We start from the raw sequence: 18,619 nt of genomic DNA, 5'->3' as shown, positions 1-18,619 counted from the left end.
ACGTACCGTTCGGTATACGGCGGTTCCATTAAGTTTGACGCAGAAATTCATATCGATTATATAAACTTTTCAACCCTCGGTGACTCCAATACAAGTTATTGAGGGTTTTGTGTAAGATTGGACTACAGGCTATTCTCCAATATTTCTTTCTGGAGTTTCCCCATTCATATGCCTTTTGGTCAGGGACACCTAGACCTTTGAGTTTTCTTACTCTTGTCCTCGGTTTCTTCCATTGTTTCCATTCAAGCATACGGAGTCTCCGTCTAATCCACTCATCAAATTCTTTAAATTTACTTGGTGTATCAGCCAATGCAAAATATCCACACCATCCCGTTAGATATTGATTTAGTTTCTCGATTCTAACTTCCATAGGAATTTGTTTAGAACGGGAGGTTAACTCCCGTATTTTAGCCTTAAGCCTTTTAATACTTTCATTGGCTATTCGAACCTTCGGTTTCTTATTGACCGTAAAGCTAAAGCCAAGAAACTTTCGTTTCCACGGGCGATCAACTGCTGACTTTTCTCTATTTACTTTGAGCTTTAATTTCTGCTCAATAAAGCATGTAATTGAGTTCATCACTCGTTCTCCAGCTTTCTTCGATTTCATGTAAATATTACAATCATCGGCGTAGCGGACAAACTTGTGACCTCTCCTTTCTAACTCTTTATCAAGTTTATCCAAAAGGATATTCGAAAGAAGGGGGCTCAGTGGACCTCCTTGTGGTGTTCCTTCTTCTGCATCATAGACTACACCATTCATCATAATTCCTGCTTGGAGATATTTCCGTATAAGTTTCAAGACCTGCCGGTCTTGGATTCTACTTGCTAATATCCCCATTAACTTATCATGATTGACTCTATCAAAGAATTTCTCCAAGTCCATGTCAATCACCCATCTATAACCTTCACTTATATATTCCCTTGCTTTACGAACCGCATCATGACCTCTTCTATTTGGTCTAAACCCATAACTATGTTCTGAGAAGGTTGGGTCAAGAAGTGGGGTTAGAACTTGGGCGATAGCCTGTTGAATGAACCGGTCTGTCACGGTAGGTATTCCTAGTAATCTTACTCCACCGTTCGGTTTCGGGATTTCGACTCGACGGACTGGGTTAGGTTGATAGGTACCTTCCCTTAATGAATCACAAAGAGTTTCCCAGTTCTCATAGAGATGTCTTCGTAGGGATTTTACGGACATTCCATCTATGCCGTGACTCCCTTTGTTCTTCTCCACACGTTTAAGTGCTTCTATTAAGTTTTCCCGTGACAGAATCAGATCCATTAACATGTGATATTTCCTTTCGACGTGAACGTAGAAATCTAATTATGTTATTCCTGCTCCACCCTCATGAAGTCCCCTGTGGAATTCACCACTTCCTCCTTCAAGTAAGTCCTTTCGGATTGTCTGCTTCTATACAGGAATTATATGCCTAGTTCTCGTTCTTCCTAATAGTTCAGTCCTTCCCATTCCATCTCGAGTTGGAATGGTACTATGACCTCGGCTGACTTCTGATTGTTCAGCTGTCCATCGCTGGATAGGTTACCAAGGGAACTTGGCGTTCCAATCAGACCTCCCCGGGTAAGAGTACAGTCTTTCCCTCCATCTATCTGCTTCATTTACTCTGTACCACCTTCGGCAGTAAGGACTTCGTTTTGTTGTGCAAACTCATCCAATGGTACCTAGCCTTATATGAAGTTCGTGTTCCTCAGACCGGAGGTTTGCCGCTCGCTTCCTTCAGATTCTGCGTCACCACAGACACCCTTGCGTTAAGCTAACCATTACTACTGCCTTCATGGTTCGGGACTCTCACCCTATAGACTGCACCCATGCCGGGCGCACACAAAGAAAGCCTGGACACTGAAGTCCAGGCTTTCTTCTGCATTATTGCTCCGAAATTTTCGGCAGGCGGAGCGTCACCTTGAATAAATCCCCGTCAATTTGGATGTCCATGTCTCCTCCATGGAGGTCTACAATCGATTTAGCAATAGCCAACCCAAGACCGGACCCCTCGGTTTTTCTCGAAGTATCTCCTCTTTTGAATCGCTCAAAAAGCTCATCCACATTATCTCCCAATTCATATTTCGTTACATTCTTAAATGTAATGACCGCCTCATCAGTTTCTTCATGCAATGATAGATAAACCCTTGAATATTCCATCGAATACTTCAGGATATTCCCAATCAAATTATCAAACACCCTCCACATCTTCTGCCCATCCACTTCTGCGATAACCGGTTTTTCCAGATTGGTCAGTCGGAACTGCAGGCTGGAAGTCCGGATCGCTTCTTCACGTTCAGCAAGCGACTGCTGAAGCAATTGAGCAAGATCTGCTTTTTCCCTGTTCAGTTCTGCATTCCCGCTGGCCATCTTAGACACTTCAAACAAGTCATCAATGAGCACCTTGAGCCTCTTCGATTTGCGGTCAATGATCTGGATATAGGAATCCCGTTCCTCCTCTGCCAATCCAGGACTTTTCAGCAGCTCTGTATACGTAATAATGGATGTTAGCGGAGTCCTTAAATCATGGCTCACATTCGTGATCAGTTCTGTTTTCAGTCTTTCACTTTTCACCTGTGCCTTTTGAGAGGATTTCACTCCATATTTCAATGTATTGATATTCTGTGCCATCCTCGCAAGAACCGAACGGCCTTTTAAGCGTAAATCCGGTTCCAGGTTTCCCGCTGCGAGCTCATCCGTATTCTTTAAGATGGATTGAAAATCAACAATCCGCCTGAAGAGAAATAGAAATACCGGAATTCCAATAAAAATGAGCAAAGGCAGGTAGATGATGATCAAGCTATTTTCTAAAATAACGCCGCCTGCCCCGACACCGGCAAGAAAAACGATAGAAAAGAGCAGAATGACCTGAACACCAATACTTTTGCTGTAAAAATACATTTTTATAGCATTTACGGTCCTGATGATGAAGGAGCGCTGCCATTCAGGTCCGATATCTTCCTTTGCTGCGGCTGCAAATTCGCGCCACTGCAAAAATGTAAAAGCGATCAAGAAGGCAAGCAGAATAAAGGCAGCAACTGCGTCTGCAGCAGCACTTCCGTCGAACCGTCCATCATAAAAAGGCCAGGAAAAAGATCTATTAGGAAAAACATATAAATAAATCATTAAAATCAAGGAAGTTCCGACAGCCGATGCAGCCCTTAAGTCAATGGGAAGCTTACGGTACAGCCGCCCAAACCCTCCTTCCGGCTGCGGTTCCCCAAGCTTTGCTCTTCGAAAGATGAACAAGCTTAACGCCAGCATGACCAGGCTTAAAATACTATAGAAATAGAAGAATTTTTGGGCAATCTGAAAACCTCTATATTCCTTGATAAGCGGGTGTGAGGCGGGGGCGTTTTTCATAATGGTAATATCACCTTCATACTCCCCTGAAAGTGCCTCTTGGACCGGATCTGCGGGATATTCTTCAACACTATCGTTATAACTGTTCGTGATTAAATAATCCCCATCTTCGTATTTTTTTTGAAATAGAAAAGCAGGCTTGCCTGTCTTTTCTTCTGAATGGCTGACATTAGAATACTCTTCTCTCGTCTGAACATTGGTTAAGTTATAGGAAAATACCTTTTTATCATTCTCAAATTGATTCCGTTCATTTTTATCCAGCTGCTCAAAGTAATTTTCCAGCTGCTTTTCTTTTTCCGCGAGAATTTTCTTTTCCACATATTCATCGCTCTTAAAATTTTGAGTGATATCTTTAAGCTTCTTGTCCCGCTCCGCTGTATAAAAGTCGGCCGCTTCCTTATTCCCGGCCCCTTTCATTTCCTTTATCTTGTTATCATATTGAGCATGAATATTAGCCAGCTGCTCCTCCAGTTCCCCATATTCATATCGGTGCGCTTCTATCTCTTCCTTTGTTACCTTTAAATTCTTCTTCGCATCTTCAATATTTTGTCCAGAAAGTTCAAAACTGTTCAGCATAGAAACGAACTGGTCATATCTCCCCTGGAACTCTCCTGAATCAAAATAGCCGCGGCCCAAATACTCACTGCCTTTTGTTAAAATCAAGAGAACACCGCTCAAGCCTATCGTTAACACAGCCGTCCATATGGTCAATGCCCACTTACCTTTCAATTTTGTAGCCAATCCCCCATACCACCTTTACATATCTAGGATTTTTCGGATCGATTTCAATTTTTTCTCTAATTTTTCGTATATGTACGGCAACCGTATTTTCCGCATTAATCCCTGGTTCTTTCCAGACTTTTTCGTAAATATCCTGAATCGAAAAAACCCTTCCCGGATGCTTCATCAGCAGCTCCAATATCTTCAGCTCCAAAGGGGTCAGCCTTACAGACTCGCCATGGACCGTTACTTCCTTTGTTTCCAGGTTCATCTGCAGGCCGTTTAAATCTATCACTTTGTCATTCTGCTGAACGGTGCCAAGTGTCATATACCTCCTTAACTGTGACTTCACCCGGGCAATGAGCTCCAGCGGATTAAATGGCTTTGTCACATAATCGTCTGCCCCTACCTGCAGTCCAAGAATTTTATCCGTATCCTCACTTTTTGCACTCAGCATAATGATGGGGATATTTCTTTCTTTTCTGATACGAAAGGTTGTCATAATTCCATCCAAATTCGGCATCATGATATCCATGATAATCAGGTGAATCTCTTCCTCCTCCAGCACTTCGATGGCCTCAATGCCGTCTGCTGCCTGTATGACTCTCAGTCCTTCATTCGCTAAATATATTTCAATCGCTTCGCGGATTTCTTTTTCATCGTCAACTACCAGTACATTATAGCTATTCACCTTCATCACTCTCCTTTCCTCACTATAGCATGGACCATTTGCTGTATTTACATCATAAAAGCAAAATCTTAAGAGTCAGAAAGGAAAAATCTTAAATATTTCTTAAGATTATGGAATCTGATACTATGAGATCATCAGGAAAAGGAGTGAATAAGATGAAGAATGCAATCATTAACCGGTTCACTGCATACGTAAAAATGGATACACAGTCCAATGAAGAAAGTAAAACGACCCCTTCCACACCGGGACAGCTGGATTTAGCCAGATACCTCGTTAATGAGCTGAAGGAAATCGGCATGGAGGAAGTAAGCATGGATGAAAACGGTTATGTTATGGCCACTCTTCCTTCTACTACCGAAAAGGAAGTCCCTGTCATCGGCTTTCTGGCCCATGTCGATACAGCGACGGACTTTACCGGTAAAAACGTAAAGCCTCAGCTTATCGAAAATTATGACGGTAAAGATATTCCATTAAATGAACATGTCACAATGAAACTCAGCGACTTTCCAGCCCTTAGCGGCTATAAAGGGCATACATTAATCACCACCGACGGGACAACCTTGCTTGGCGCAGATAATAAAGCAGGCATTGCCGAAATTATGACTGCTATGACTTACTTGATTCAGCATCCGGAAATTAAGCACGGAAAAATCCGGGTTGCTTTTACCCCTGATGAAGAGATTGGCAGAGGTCCGCATAAGTTTGATGTCAAGGCGTTTCAGGCAAAATATGCCTATACAGTCGACGGCGGGCCGCTCGGTGAGCTGGAATACGAAAGTTTCAATGCTGCCGGTGCAAAGATTACAGTCAAAGGAACTAATATTCATCCCGGCTCAGCTAAGGGTAAAATGGTAAATTCGATGAAAATCGCCATGGAGCTTCACAGCAGGCTTCCCGTCGATGAAGCACCTGAATATACAGAAGGCTACGAAGGGTTCTATCATTTGCTGTCATTTGAGGGAGATGTGGAACAGACCAAGCTTTCTTACATTATCCGTGATTTTGATCGGGATCAATTTGAAGCGAAAAAAGCCTTTCTGAAGCAAAGCATGGAAGAACTGAAAGAGAAGTACGGACAGGAATCCATTCTTCTGGAATTGGAAGACCAGTATTACAATATGAAGGAAAAAATCGAGCCGGTCATGGAAATAGTGGACATTGCCCACGAGGCCATGACTGCTCTCGGGATCGAGCCAAAAATCTCTCCAATCCGAGGAGGAACGGACGGATCCCAGCTTTCCTACATGGGACTCCCTACTCCAAATATTTTCACCGGCGGAGAAAATTTTCACGGGAAATTTGAATTTATTTCTGTGGACAATATGGTGCTCGCGACAAAAGTCATTGTCGGTATTGCTCAGGCTTACGAAAAGAAAGCTGACTCATGAACAAAAAGAAGCCCGGAATTTTAGGATTCCGGGCTTCTTTTTCTGCTTTTACCGATTCCAATGGCGGTGTTTCGCAATGGCCTGGATAAAGGAAGCGGCATCGTCAGAATTAGAGATGGCAAGAACCCCTAATTCCGGGTCAGGTTTACCGACCCCTGCTGTTTCCAGCAGTTCCATCGTATCCTTTCCTCCAGCAACCGTTTTAAAATGATTGTATGCTTCATTTACAAAATGAGCCGGATCTTTTTCCTTCTTCAGCATCTCAGCATTTTTCTTGCCGCCGGCAACATACACAGCATCATATAAAACAGATGCAGCCGTTAAGAATGTTTGATTCGCTTCCAGCTGCTGCCCATCGGCACTTGTGATCATTCCTGAATTTTGGCTGATAATTTCAGCGGCAAGTCCCGCTTGCTTCAAAGCAGCAAGAACACTTGAAACTTCTTGATAATCGAATCCATCAGCAGCCAAGACCGCCACTTTTCTTGTGCTTGGATCTTGAACAGGGTTCGCAAGCTGGCTGAGGGCCGGAGAGGTTGGAATATCTGCCTCCATTGCAGGAGCTGACGGAACCTTTGCACCGATGCCTTTCGCAACCTGTTCGGCCAGATGCCCATCCACGTTTGAGAACATATCCACAACCTGCTGCTGCACATCCTTACTCTTCACTTTTCCAAGTTCAAAACGGAATGCCTGAATAATATGCTGTTTTTCCACATCCGTCATACTATTCCAGAATAACTTCGCCTGACTGAAATGATCCTTGAAGCTGTCACTGCGCTGGCGTACTTTGCGTCCCTCTACTTTTTCCTGGTAATGAACATATCCTCCTTCTTCAGCCGATGCCGGCGAAGGGGAATTTGCTGCCAGCGAATTTTTATGATAAGCCGTCTGACCGACGTTTATTGTCATTCTGTGCATCCCGTCCCGCTGATTATTATGGAACGGACAAACAGGGCGATTGATTGGAATCTCATGGAAGTTCGGTCCCCCAAGCCGGGATAGCTGCGTATCTGTATACGAGAATAAACGGCCCTGCAGAAGCGGATCGTTCGTGAAATCGATTCCCGGCACGACATGTCCTGGATGGAAGGCAATCTGTTCTGTCTCTGCAAAGAAGTTATCCGTATTATGAGTCAGCACCATCTTTCCGATCCGTTTCACAGGCACCTGCTCTTCCGGCCAGATTTTCGTCGGATCCAATATATCAAAGTCGAACATGAATTCATCTTCTTCTCTGATCATCTGAACTCCAAACTCAAACTCTGGATAGTTTCTGTCTTCAATTGCCTGCCATAAATCATTGCGGTTGTATTTCGCAAGTAAAATTTGAGCCATTTATTAATTAAAAACTGAGCCACTTAAACTGAACTATTTTCTAGCCATTCTTTTGTATCTAATATTCGATACGATGGTCCAACCATGTCTATCATATAAGCTCTATGTGTTAGTCGATCTGTTAGAGCTGCTGTTAAAACTGGATCATGAAAAACTTCTTCCCAGCGATCAAATGATAAATTACTTGTAACGATGGTAGATGCTCGTCCTGCACGTAGGGAAAGATGAGTAAATAATAATTCTGCACCTTCTTTATCAAAAGAAATATAACCTAGCTCATCGATAATCACTAAATCATACTTTTCAAACCTCAACTCAAATGAACGTAACGTTCTTTCAGAACGGCTCTCCTTTAATTGATTGACTAGTGATGAAACGGTTGTAAAATACACCTTATACCCAGCTAAACAAGCTTCAATTCCTAAACCAATCGCAATATGAGTTTTACCTGTTCCAGGTGATCCAATTAATAAGACATTCTGTTTTTCTTGAATAAAATCTAATTTCTTTAAATGTGAGAGGCGAGAGGCCGCATTCTGCGGTAATCTCTCTATCTCTAGTTCGGTTAATAGTTTCTTTTCAGGAAAATTTGCAGAACGAATCCGATTCGCTTTTGCTCGCACTTCTCGATCTTGCATCTCTTGTACCAATGCGTGATATAAAAAATCCTCTGCTGTCTGATGTTGTTTCCACGTTTCATCTTCTTGAATAAATGCCCGAATACTTGGTAGTCGAAGTTCTTTACACATTTCAATCATTTCTTGTCGCTTATCCATTAATGAAGCACCCCTGTCTTTTTAGTTTCGAATAATGCTGTAATGGCTGAAAGATTTTCAAGAGATTGGGTGGTGACCTCATTTTTGGAATGTACAGTTTTATGAATGTGTTCGCCTTGATTAGCTAAGAAGATAATCTTATCTGTTGATATTTGAACCATAGGGTTCTTCTCAAGTTGTTCAACCGCCGCTAAGACTTTTTCTAGATTGTTATGTTCTTTTAAATAGATAAGTAACTCTAGAAAATCTCGCTCATTTCCAATATAATAATCTTTGTATAATTTTTTTATTTTTGTTGGTGCTTGACTCAAACATTCACTTTGAGCCAATGCACCTTTTTTCTTTTCAAATGTCCGTAAATAATGATAGATATCCATTACCCACTGGTGGCTCTGCCAACTTCGTTTATGAGTCGCGATACACGCCTTTTCACTAAAAATAAGTATTTTTTCCGCACTTGCTTTTACTTTGACCCATTCTCCAACATGTCCTTCTGGAACAGAATAACGATTTTGTCTATAAGTAATTGTGCTGTATTTGTCTACTCTAAATTCAAACAACTCAGATGCATCAAATGGAATAATATCTGCACTTACTTGCCGAGCTGCACGTTCTTCTAGCTTTAATTCATGGTGTGTTTGGTTTTTCTTATAATGTTTACGAGAATTTAATTTCATGATGATTTCTGTTAGATAGGCCTGAGCTTCTTCTATACTTGTAAACGCATCTCGATGGGCAAATGCTTTCCGGCGGATGTATTCTACACTACGCTCCACATGCCCTTTCTGATTTCCCTTTCTCGGTTCACATAGTCGTATTTTAAAATGATAATGCATCGATAGATTTTTCATACCATCAGTAATCTCACGATCGGTTCCTATAAAGTTTTTTACAACAGTTCGCATATTATCGTATGTGAATACCTCTGGTACAAAGCCCAAATAGTTAATACACTTTACATGTGCATCTTGTACACAAACTATTGTTTCTGATTCATACAAATAAGCAAATCGATCATTACTATATGGTAGGGTAAAGACCGCCATTGAAAGAGAACGTAAGGTTTGATCAATGAATAATTTTACTTCTCCCCAGTCAAATTCAATCTCATGACCAGCAGTTGCCTTTTGACGAATAAAGACTTCTTTTTGACGTTTCTCCTCACTATTCACAAAATTTCTAACAGTGGTGTAACTAATTTCAAAGCCTTCATCTAATAACTTTTCATGAATATCAATCATTTTTAGTTGTTGCTTGTGCATTTGATGTTGTCGTTTGTACTCGTTGTCTTTTAACATTTTTCGAATACGTTTCATAACGGATGGTGTTAATGCACGTTTATTTCCTTTCCGTTTTTTATACGACGGAGGCGTTAGATAGTTATCTGTAATTGGTAACTCCCTTATATCTAGCTGTCTTTTTTCAAGATCTTCTTGAATATACTTTTTTACAGTATTGCGAGAGATCCCAAGCTCCTTTGCAATTTGACGTTGACTCTTATCTTCTTGATGAAAGGCAAGTAGCACTTTCTGTTTCTTCTCCAATGAAATCACCTCTATACGCTCCTAACTCTATGAAGTTAGGATTATTTTCATATAAAAGTGGCTCACTTTTCAATTGCTATGGTGGCTCAGTTTTAGCTTATCAAATACATGCGGTGGAAGTCCGGGTCTTTTCCAGCAATTTTCTGAGCCTCGTCCCAGACCAGAGAATGAATACCAAGCTTAGGTTTCCAATGGAATTTAACAAAATGGGCTTTTCCTTCCTCATTTACAAACCGGAAAGTATGGACTCCAAACCCTTCCATCATCCGGAAGCTTCTTGGAATGGCTCTGTCGGATAAGTGCCACATAATCATGTGAGCTGTTTCCTGATTATTGGCAACGAAATCCCAAAATGTATCGTGAGCAGAAGCCGCCTGAGGAATCTCATTATGCGGTTCTGGTTTTACGGCATGAATCAAATCAGGAAACTTGATTGCGTCCTGAATGAAAAAAACAGGGATATTATTTCCGACCAAATCATAATTCCCTTCTTCTGTATAAAATTTAGTGGCAAATCCTCTGACATCCCGGACTGTGTCCCCTGAACCACGTGAACCTGCTACCGTTGAACAGCGAACGAAAACAGGCGTTTTAACAGAGGGATCCTGGAGAAACTTTGCTTTCGTGTAAGGAGCCATGGATTCATACACTTGAAAGTATCCGTGTGCGCCGAACCCGCGTGCATGAACAATCCGTTCTGGAATGCGTTCATGGTCGAAATGGGTCATCTTTTCACGGAAATGAAAATCCTCCATCAATGTCGGACCCCTGTCGCCAGCTTTCAGTGAATGCTCATCTTCTGCCATGCGAAGCCCTTGATTTGTTGTCAGCTTCTTTCCTTTATCATCCACCTTAAAACCTTCCAGCTGTTCCTGCTTTTTATTTTCAGGTTCTTTGCTCAATTCTCCATCTTCCTTTCTCTCATTTATTTTTTCGTGCTGTTATGTACCTTAGATGATCACATCTTGGCCCAATTTCGTTTTACCTTGATTCACTAATAAACGTCGATTTGCAGCTTCCAATCAAGGGAAACAAATAACGACCACCCGTGGTAACGGGTGGTTTTCTCTGCGGCTGAAAGCCTTTGTTGCTGACCAGGCCCTCAAGGGCCTCTGAATGGTTCGCCAACTGTACTACTTCCACTGGCCAGACCTCAAAGGTCTTTCACTTACTTTCGTTTCTTTTTCTTTACCTCCTCACCTGTGAACGGATCAATATATTCCATCATACTTAATTGTTCTGCGACTATATCATCTTGTATCTGATTTCGTATGTATTCTTCGATTACCTTTTTGTTTCTTCCCACTGTATCTACATAATATCCCGTACACCAAAACTTGCGATTTCCATACTTGTATTTCAAATGGGCGTGACGATCAAATATCATCAAGCTACTTTTCCCTTTTAAATACCCTACAAATGAAGAGACACTTATTTTGGGTGGAATACTCACCAGCATATGTACGTGGTCTTTACACGCCGTGGCTTCAATGATTTCTACGCCTTTCCTTTCACATAGCGTTCTCAGTATTTGACCGATATCTTTTTTTATCTTTCCATAGATCACTTGTCTTCTATACTTGGGTGCAAATACGATATGATACTTACAATTCCAGGTGGTGTGTGCTAAACTATTAGTGTCTTTTGACATCAAAACTCCTCCGTGATGCTGATATTTTGGTTTGGCGAACCAAAAATATTTTAGCACCATGGAAGAGTTTTTTTAATACCACGCTGAAAGCTTTTCGGAACCCTAGGCCTAGCCTAGGGTTTTCTTTTCCACAAAAAAAAAGGACCATTGTTTTTGAAAACAATGTCCTCTTAATTATCAAGCTATTGAACTCCTTCTAAAAACGTTTGTCGGTTTCAAGAAGACTAATTCATCAAGGCTCTCATTTTCTCATTACGCACAAGACGCTCGTCCTCTGTCACTAAGTCATATTTCTTCAGCAAATGGAACAGCTCATTCAGTTCTTCCTGCGTCCTTTGCTTTTCTAAATAAAGACCGGCTGATTCCAACAGTTGTTCAGGCAGGAAATCTTTCTGGCTTTCCAGCTTTTTTCGAACATCTTCTAAGGAATGGTCAATCGAACATTGGCTCATATTTTTTCCTCCTTACTTCCTTAGTTCACTATATTGGATATGAATCCTGTTCTCTGGTTTCTTATCGATTGTATATAAAACGATCAGGAAAAACCACTCTAATGGTTTCATCAGCAAATAGACTGCATCGGCACTCCATTCCGTCCTTATATGGCGGCTGATTGGATAGCCGTACCTGTCATATGACTGCCGATAAAACGTTGCCATTAAGGCAACGGGATAATGCCCTCAAGGCATTACGGTTGGTAAGGGGCTGTTTTGTCTTCAGGAATGAACAGATTTTCGTCGTTAACCTTATAAACTATCTTGTTTGCTTTCTTGGATTTTTCAACATAAATATTTAATTATTCATCTTTATGTTTTTTCACTCTGCTGTAATCCGTAAGCCACTTTTTCAGCTTGATCTTCACCGATGATATTAAAATACTTCTCGAAAACTGCCCCTACTTGAATAAGCCAGCGTATTCGTTCTTTCCTTTCCTCTTGCTGTTTCTTTGCCTTAATCTGTTCCATCTTCTCTTCTAGTTCTCTTAATCCCTCTTCATCTAATTTCCGAGCCAAGTTAAGAACCCCCTGCAATAGGACGATTCATTTCCTGCATACTCGCTGGACTACTCACTATATATTCCTTGAGGAAGGGAATTTCTCTTCCAAAAATAAATTCTTGTTTATAAAGTTGTTATTGAGGAGTCAAAATAATCTCAACATAATTATGTTCTTGATTCATAGTGTTAGCAATAAACAAAATATTATCATTCTCAAGTTTTACCGTTTGATTTTTATTATTAATATTAAATGATGTTATTATCTCTTTTCCCATTTTTTTTGATACTTGTATAAAAGGTTGTTGTTTACTTATTTCTCCTTTTGGATCACTATAGCTTACTTTATACTGACCTGTTGGTATCTGTTTTCCAACTATATATTGCCCTGAATGATTGATTATGTATTGTTTGTTATTTTTTTTAAGTTTATCAAATGAAGCCTTAATAAATTTAACACTCCCCTTGCCATTTATAATAAGTTTCTCTTCATCAGATAGTTTGAAACCAAGTAATTGGTCCCCTTCATCTAATTTTTTGCCGAATACCTCTATTTCTTGAGTTAAAACTTCAATATCATAAATACCTGAGTTAATATCCTTTCCAACTATATAATTTCCACTATTAAAAGTAATAGATTCTGCATCATTAAATTTTAAAGCATCTTTACTCTTTATGAGATCATTTATGTAAGGTATACCAATAATAAAAACAAATAATAAGATAATTAATATAAAGATTACATATTTACCTTTATCCATTAAAAATCATCCCTTTATCAATACGAATTATTTCATCACAAATACTATTTATATCATCTTTGAGATGAGTTGCAATGATAATTGTACAACCCCTTTTCTTTTCTTCTAATAAAATTTCATTAATTAGCTCTACACCCTTTTCATCAATTGCATTTGTTGGTTCATCCAACAAGAGTAATTCAGGTTTCTCAAAAATTGCTTGTGCTATATTTAATCGTTGTTTCATTCCTAAAGAATATTTTTTTAATTTTAAGTCCTTTACATGAGATAAACCTACTCTTTCAATTGCGTCCTCAATATCTTGATCTGTTGCGACTTTTTTAATTTTTGATAACATTTTCAAATTTTTATAGGCATTAAATTGCGGTAATAATTCCATATTTTCTATAATAATTCCCAAATTGGGTGGGAATGATATATCATTATGCAATTCTTTTCCATCTACTATTATTTTACCACTTGTTGGAATTATAAGTCCGGCTATTGATCGAAGTAACATAGTTTTACCAGATCCGTTTCTTCCAAATACCCCATATATCTTTCCGTTTTCAAATTCTAAATTTATATCGCTTAATACAGAAGTTTTTTTGATCTTTTTACTCAAATTTTTAATTTCTATCATTATGTTTCTCCTTCATGGTAAAATATCTATCTTTTTCAGCCTTTTTAAAACAAATAATAAAATAAGTAAATTAACTGATATTAAAACTGGTAACGTAACATGTCTGTTTATTATTTCTGTGTAAAAGTGGATAATGTTATATCCGGTTTTAAACCCCATGCCATAGTTTGGTACTGTTAAGTATGCAACAAAGTACAGATTTGACCAATTATTGTCATAAATTTCTTGGGTTACAAGTAACGATCCTACAATATATATATTTATACAGAGAAGCGCTATTTTTGAAGAAAAAATTAATTCTAAGACCACTTGAATACCGATTAAAATAAGCAACATTAAATAGTAGTTTATCCATAGAACAAGATGTTCAAATGATATTAATTGATTGTTTGGAAAAAAAAGCAAAAATATTAATGCTTGAAATATTATAAAAAACAGTAAAACACTAGACATAAAAAAAAGCCTTTTTAAAATCCACTTTTTAAGATTTTGGTTTCGTATTATTTCCAGTACACCTTTTTTTTCAAGAGCATCATTAATAAAACCTGAAAAATAAAAGGTTAAGGCTACAATTGGTAAGTACCAATAAATCAAGAATTGATAATTTAATTGACTATTGGAGGTGAGTGGGACACCTAATAAAAAAGGGTATTGTAGTTGGAAATCCAAAAAACCCCTCATGAAAAAGACTTGTAACAAAATGGTGAAGAACACAAATACCATCAGTCTATAGTGCCTATTCATTATAGAAAATATCCTTCCTTGAAAAGCAATAAGAGCCGATTAATTGCATAGCAATTACAAGGGAAAATAACTTTAAAAAGGAATAAGTAATATCCCTTAAAGTCCAATGTTCATAATAGTAATAACTTATTACCCCTAGTTCTTTGAAAAACGACCAATAATTTCCTGGTATGTACAATTTATCTAGAAAAAAATAAGCTCCGATAATAATAAAGCTCAAAAAAATGGCTAGGCCATACTGCCTAACTATATCTTTGATGAATCGATTAAATAATCCTAGGAATGAATAGAATAAAAGAATAGAGAATATATTTATAAAACAAATAAGTAAAAAGTTTGTTTCATGTACAATGCTCCAGCCATAATGTAGAAATGTGAGTATAATATTTACCATGAAATGAATTAGTGAAAAAATTGCTGAAGCAGTTATTATTTGCAGTGTAATAATAAAAAAAGCTGTATCTCTTTTTTTATGTTTAGTAATCAGATTTATGTTATTCGGTAGAAAGAAATGATTTAAAAAAAACAAAAAAGGAAGTGGGTAGAATAACGCATATGCAATAATAGAATTATAGCCACTAGCACTAGAATTCATCAAAAGTAGTGATTTTATTGATGGAGACCAAATTAAAGGTATACCTTGTAGGTACCATACTACAATAAAAAAAATGATCAAAACCAAAAGTGATAATATACGCTTATTCTTCATTATATTTAACCTCATAAATAAATAGAATAAAAGGAACCGTAATAAAAATGAGAATTGCAAGACCTAAGATCGGCAATACTACGTCATAATCATATTCTGTAAAAGGTTGAAAGATAAACATTAACGAATTCTTTCTAAGAACTAAAAGAAACCATGTAAAAAAGGCAGCAGTATATGCATATTTTTTTTCTCTAAAGAAAAAACATACACTTGCACACAAAATTCCACATAAGCCAGATATAAAAGAAGCAATAAAAATGTAAATAAAGTCTGTTACAAATGGGTTAGACATACTTTGTGTATAAAGAAGATTTTGAGGTATATCTATTTCACTGAGGCCATTATTGTATGTGCCGCCATTAAACAATATATTTACAACTGCAAAATTAATACATAGAGATATAAATATAGTGATAAATGATACTATAAAACCTGTTGTCATTTTTTCAATTAAATATCTTTTTTTCCCTATTTTACTAATTAAGATTTTGCGATACCCTGTTTCTGAATCTTGAATACCATCATCGGCAAATAAGATTAGGAGGAAAATTGGTAAAAACCATAATAGAAGAATTTGTATTGCATGTCCTCTAGTCATACCGCCTAAAAAGAAAGCAAAAGCTGGATGATAATTTACACCATATTGTTTTTCGGTTATATAGATTTGTGCAGTATCAATAAGTGGAATCATTGTAATAATAAATAATATAAAAAAACTCTTTTTACTTTGTAGTATTCGGTATATGTGACTTTTCATTAATGTTCCTCATATTCTATTTGACTTATAAAATTTACTAAACATGACTGTAAGAGGTAGATTTTTATTTTTTTAGATTATATTAAAACACATACATAAGATATTATCTTATTACCAAGTTTCTTCATCCCAAACACCACTAACCCAGTAAGTATTTGATGAATAATTATTATTTTCTGCTCCTAAAGCAACATTAGATTGATTTGATCTAGAGTAGGCTTCTGTATATGTAGCATTTTTTGCACCGGCATATACATTTTTTGTTATAGAGCCTTGTGCATAATTGTAGAGAGCACTAGAATCTTTATCCCCAAGCCAAAATGTTGTTATGGTACCATTTCCCTCTCCAGAAGTATCTAATCTAACTTTCCATTCGTTTTCAACAGAAGATGTTTGACGATATCTCTCGCCTGAATAGTTATTATAATGAAACTGTTGGATTTCAAAGCTGTAACCATGATTTTCGTTAGCTGCAAAAACTTTATTAGCTGAAGTGTACCAGAAACTCGCAATTGACAAAACTAAACCAATCTTAACAAATTTTGTGGACTTTATTCCCATTTTCAAGTTAACTCCTCCAAATTTATCATAAAAAAATTCTATCTCCTCTTACAGTTCAGTGGAAATTATACCATAAATTTCCCTTTTTAACTATGTACCAGCATAAAAGACCTACTTGGACTATACTATTTATTCCTTTGACACACTTGCGAGTTTTTCTGAATACAAGGATTCTATGAAGGTTATAGCGTAAAGACTCATAAACTATCAAATTTACTTGTTTTTTGGTAGCAATTGTTGGATTATTAACCACAATAAAATACGGACGAAAAAAAGAACTCCAACGTGTCTAAGTGGTGGTGGTACACCCTTAAACCGTTCCCCCTAATAGCCCTAGGGAAAACACTTGTCAAAGTTCTTTGTTACTAATAAATTTATATCACTTATTTTAGTGTATATTGCTTTCAGTTTCAAGGAAAAAATATTGTTTCTTTCTATTTAGACACAATAAAAAAGGCGCTGTTTCCCTTAATCTTTTTGGGATCAGTGTCTTTTTTATTGTCCTCTAAGGAGGAAAGGCCATGTTAGTCGCAGGCAGAATAGAAAATTTTAAAGAGTACAGCAAGTTTAGCAGCATAAAGGAATTTAACAACACGATTGAAATGTTCCTAGCCGAACATAAAAAAGATTTCAGGTGTAGCCAATGCCAAGATTGGAACACTCCTAAAAGTCATCAATGAAAAATTAATGGGGTTTGGGGTAAGCCGATCCACCTTTGATCGGATGCTAAGAAAAGCGAGTTAGGGATCCTATCCATCGTAAATACGAAGAAATCCAAAGGTGGCAAGGGACATGAGAATAATTGTAACTGTTCGTATCAAGAAAAACCCAGATAAAGCTATCTGGTCTTTGCCCAAACAGAACGAGGACCAGCTGAATCAGTATGAGAACTGGGAAAAAGACCCCCCCAACAGCCTCGGCATTTTTTGATAGCCAAGAGAGAGACGGTAAAAAAAGGCCAGAATCCCGCGGCCGGATGGTTCTCCCAGCTCCTGCTGACGCTTGCTGAATTTGTCCATGGATTCCTTTAATAACGTCATATATAAGAATAGCAGGGAAATAAATCCGATCTGAAAAAAGATCACGGTGAATCCGGTAAACAATCCATCCCCATAATGATTAATCCCTGTATGAGTCAGGAAAAGAACTGCCTGAACCCCGTTCATTACCAATATAAGACTGAGAATGACATATAAAACCGGTGACAGTTTATCACTATAAGAAAAAAGAATTATATAAGAAATAATGCCTGCTATTAACAGAAAGATCACGGAGAAGAGCCCCTCCGCAGCGAATGGGGAATACCCATCTGCGAATGCACCCGTCGCTTCATAGATATGCAGCGGTTCACCGCCTTTTACACCTAACGTGTCGCTATAAAATCCCATGCCGAAAATGAGGCAGATCCCTATCAGGCAAAGGATGTCGAACGTCTCTCCTGCTCTCATTCGTTTTTTCCAAAAGAAAGCCCGAACCATGCTGATGCCTGTATACACAGGAACCATCAATAATAAAACAGCACCAAATAGAAAAAGCAGACCTCCCATGTCCCTTCCCCGCTTTCATTTACTAGTATATGTCCCTTCCTTGACTATATCATTTTTAGGGAACTGTTCCTGGAATCAACAAAAGGTTTTCCTTTATAATACAAAATAAAAGGAGTGATACCATGGTCATTGTAACGAATAAGATCAAAGTAAGAAAAGGGATGGCAGCGAAAATGGCCCCTCGATTCACTTCGCCCGGCCCGCTGGACACAACACCCGGGATCAAAAAAGTCGAAGTGTGGCTGACCCAGAACCTGGAGGACCATGATGAGCTGAATGTTAATATGTATTGGGACAATATGGACAGCTTTGAATCGTGGAAAAACAGCGATGCCTTTAAGCAAGCCCATAAACGCCCTGCAGCCGGATCAGACGACGCAAAAAAAGAATCGCCGATTATTGGCAGCGAACTTGTCACGTATGAAATGGCCTCCATCAAAGAAATTTCCCAATAA

General features: G+C 38.3%; 20 protein-coding genes and 3 pseudogenes. 3 read left to right on the top strand and 20 right to left on the bottom strand.

Annotated elements, in window-relative coordinates:
* Positions 1–28: 28 nt before the first annotated feature.
* The 4 genes from ltrA to BQ4305_RS13170 all read right to left on the bottom strand — a co-directional run bounded on the left by ltrA (position 29) and on the right by BQ4305_RS13170 (position 4,772).
* Complete coding sequence (gene ltrA / locus BQ4305_RS13185; RefSeq protein WP_110926047.1) at positions 29–1,288, bottom strand: group II intron reverse transcriptase/maturase; 1,260 nt, start codon at positions 1,286–1,288, stop codon at positions 29–31.
* A 158-nt stretch (positions 1,289–1,446) separates the two neighbouring features.
* Complete coding sequence (locus BQ4305_RS21525; protein ID WP_199880500.1) at positions 1,447–1,617, bottom strand: hypothetical protein; 171 nt, start codon at positions 1,615–1,617, stop codon at positions 1,447–1,449.
* Between the two features lie 265 nt (positions 1,618–1,882).
* Entirely contained in the window at positions 1,883–4,102 is a 2,220-nt protein-coding gene (locus tag BQ4305_RS13175) for a sensor histidine kinase (protein ID WP_110928215.1), read from the bottom strand.
* Positions 4,080–4,772 carry a response regulator transcription factor gene (locus BQ4305_RS13170; RefSeq protein WP_110928799.1) on the bottom strand — a complete coding sequence of 231 codons (693 nt, stop codon included), beginning with the start codon at positions 4,770–4,772 and terminating at the stop codon, positions 4,080–4,082. Before BQ4305_RS13170 ends, BQ4305_RS13175 begins: the two co-directional genes overlap by 23 nt.
* A 155-nt stretch (positions 4,773–4,927) precedes the next feature.
* Between BQ4305_RS13170 and pepT the strand changes: the two genes are divergently transcribed.
* Positions 4,928–6,160: a peptidase T gene (pepT, locus tag BQ4305_RS13165; RefSeq protein ID WP_110928214.1), complete on the top strand. Its 1,233-nt coding sequence runs from the start codon at positions 4,928–4,930 to the stop codon at positions 6,158–6,160.
* Between the two features lie 48 nt (positions 6,161–6,208).
* On the opposite strand, the pseudogene BQ4305_RS13160 reads toward pepT, so the two are convergent.
* The 14 genes and pseudogenes from BQ4305_RS13160 to BQ4305_RS13095 form a co-directional block, all read right to left on the bottom strand.
* Positions 6,209–7,474, bottom strand: a pseudogene (locus BQ4305_RS13160) (catalase); the annotation flags it as partial.
* Between the two features lie 47 nt (positions 7,475–7,521).
* Positions 7,522–8,274 carry an IS21-like element helper ATPase IstB gene (gene istB, locus BQ4305_RS13155; RefSeq protein WP_110928097.1) on the bottom strand — a complete coding sequence of 251 codons (753 nt, stop codon included), beginning with the start codon at positions 8,272–8,274 and terminating at the stop codon, positions 7,522–7,524.
* The gene (gene istA, locus BQ4305_RS13150) at positions 8,274–9,818 is read right to left on the bottom strand and encodes an IS21 family transposase (protein ID WP_199880677.1); all 1,545 of its coding nucleotides are present in this window, start codon (positions 9,816–9,818) and stop codon (positions 8,274–8,276) included. Before istA ends, istB begins: the two co-directional genes overlap by 1 nt.
* Before the next feature lie 110 nt (positions 9,819–9,928).
* A pseudogene (locus tag BQ4305_RS13145) lies at positions 9,929–10,720 on the bottom strand (catalase); the annotation flags it as partial.
* Between the two features lie 266 nt (positions 10,721–10,986).
* Complete coding sequence (gene tnpA / locus BQ4305_RS13140) at positions 10,987–11,469, bottom strand: IS200/IS605 family transposase (RefSeq protein ID WP_110926080.1); 483 nt, start codon at positions 11,467–11,469, stop codon at positions 10,987–10,989.
* 224 nt (positions 11,470–11,693) lie between these two features.
* Entirely contained in the window at positions 11,694–11,921 is a 228-nt protein-coding gene (locus BQ4305_RS13130) for a group-specific protein (RefSeq protein ID WP_110928211.1), read from the bottom strand.
* 12 nt (positions 11,922–11,933) lie between these two features.
* Positions 11,934–12,113 (bottom strand): annotated as a pseudogene (locus BQ4305_RS13125) (DUF6688 family protein); the annotation flags it as partial.
* A gap of 162 nt (positions 12,114–12,275) precedes the next feature.
* Positions 12,276–12,482, bottom strand: a complete 207-nt coding sequence (locus BQ4305_RS21520) for a hypothetical protein (protein ID WP_199880731.1) — start codon at positions 12,480–12,482, stop codon at positions 12,276–12,278.
* Positions 12,483–12,600: 118 nt separating this feature from the next.
* Positions 12,601–13,224, bottom strand: coding sequence for a hypothetical protein (locus BQ4305_RS13120; protein ID WP_110928209.1), 624 nt, complete (start codon positions 13,222–13,224; stop codon positions 12,601–12,603).
* Entirely contained in the window at positions 13,217–13,846 is a 630-nt protein-coding gene (locus BQ4305_RS13115) for an ABC transporter ATP-binding protein (RefSeq protein WP_110928208.1), read from the bottom strand. The genes BQ4305_RS13120 and BQ4305_RS13115 overlap by 8 nt, the downstream gene beginning before the upstream one ends.
* A gap of 12 nt (positions 13,847–13,858) precedes the next feature.
* Positions 13,859–14,569 carry a DUF2705 family protein gene (locus BQ4305_RS13110; RefSeq protein WP_267888120.1) on the bottom strand — a complete coding sequence of 237 codons (711 nt, stop codon included), beginning with the start codon at positions 14,567–14,569 and terminating at the stop codon, positions 13,859–13,861.
* A gap of 13 nt (positions 14,570–14,582) precedes the next feature.
* Entirely contained in the window at positions 14,583–15,299 is a 717-nt protein-coding gene (locus tag BQ4305_RS22285) for a WxPxxD family membrane protein (protein WP_110928206.1), read from the bottom strand.
* Positions 15,289–16,056 carry a hypothetical protein gene (locus BQ4305_RS13100; protein ID WP_110928205.1) on the bottom strand — a complete coding sequence of 256 codons (768 nt, stop codon included), beginning with the start codon at positions 16,054–16,056 and terminating at the stop codon, positions 15,289–15,291. Before BQ4305_RS13100 ends, BQ4305_RS22285 begins: the two co-directional genes overlap by 11 nt.
* A 111-nt stretch (positions 16,057–16,167) precedes the next feature.
* Entirely contained in the window at positions 16,168–16,617 is a 450-nt protein-coding gene (locus BQ4305_RS13095) for a DUF2712 domain-containing protein (RefSeq protein ID WP_110928798.1), read from the bottom strand.
* Positions 16,618–17,138: 521 nt separating this feature from the next.
* Between BQ4305_RS13095 and BQ4305_RS21515 the strand changes: the two genes are divergently transcribed.
* Complete coding sequence (locus BQ4305_RS21515; RefSeq protein ID WP_199880681.1) at positions 17,139–17,297, top strand: hypothetical protein; 159 nt, start codon at positions 17,139–17,141, stop codon at positions 17,295–17,297.
* A 46-nt stretch (positions 17,298–17,343) separates the two neighbouring features.
* Here BQ4305_RS21515 and BQ4305_RS22280 read toward each other — a convergent pair whose 3' ends face one another.
* Both BQ4305_RS22280 and BQ4305_RS13090 read right to left on the bottom strand, forming a co-directional pair.
* Positions 17,344–17,478, bottom strand: a complete 135-nt coding sequence (locus BQ4305_RS22280) for a DUF6688 domain-containing protein (protein ID WP_407640163.1) — start codon at positions 17,476–17,478, stop codon at positions 17,344–17,346.
* A gap of 17 nt (positions 17,479–17,495) precedes the next feature.
* Positions 17,496–18,164: a DUF6688 domain-containing protein gene (locus BQ4305_RS13090; RefSeq protein ID WP_110928204.1), complete on the bottom strand. Its 669-nt coding sequence runs from the start codon at positions 18,162–18,164 to the stop codon at positions 17,496–17,498.
* A 122-nt stretch (positions 18,165–18,286) separates the two neighbouring features.
* Here BQ4305_RS13090 and BQ4305_RS13085 point away from each other — a divergent pair, with 122 nt between their 5' ends.
* Positions 18,287–18,619: a heme oxygenase gene (locus BQ4305_RS13085; protein WP_110928203.1), complete on the top strand. Its 333-nt coding sequence runs from the start codon at positions 18,287–18,289 to the stop codon at positions 18,617–18,619.

Origin of the sequence: Bacillus massiliglaciei, assembly GCF_900098925.1 — a bacterium.
Classification (GTDB): Bacteria; Bacillota; Bacilli; order Bacillales; family DSM-1321; genus Peribacillus; species Peribacillus massiliglaciei.
Note: the sequence above shows the minus strand (reverse complement) of the source record. Positions and strands in the feature narration are given on the sequence as shown.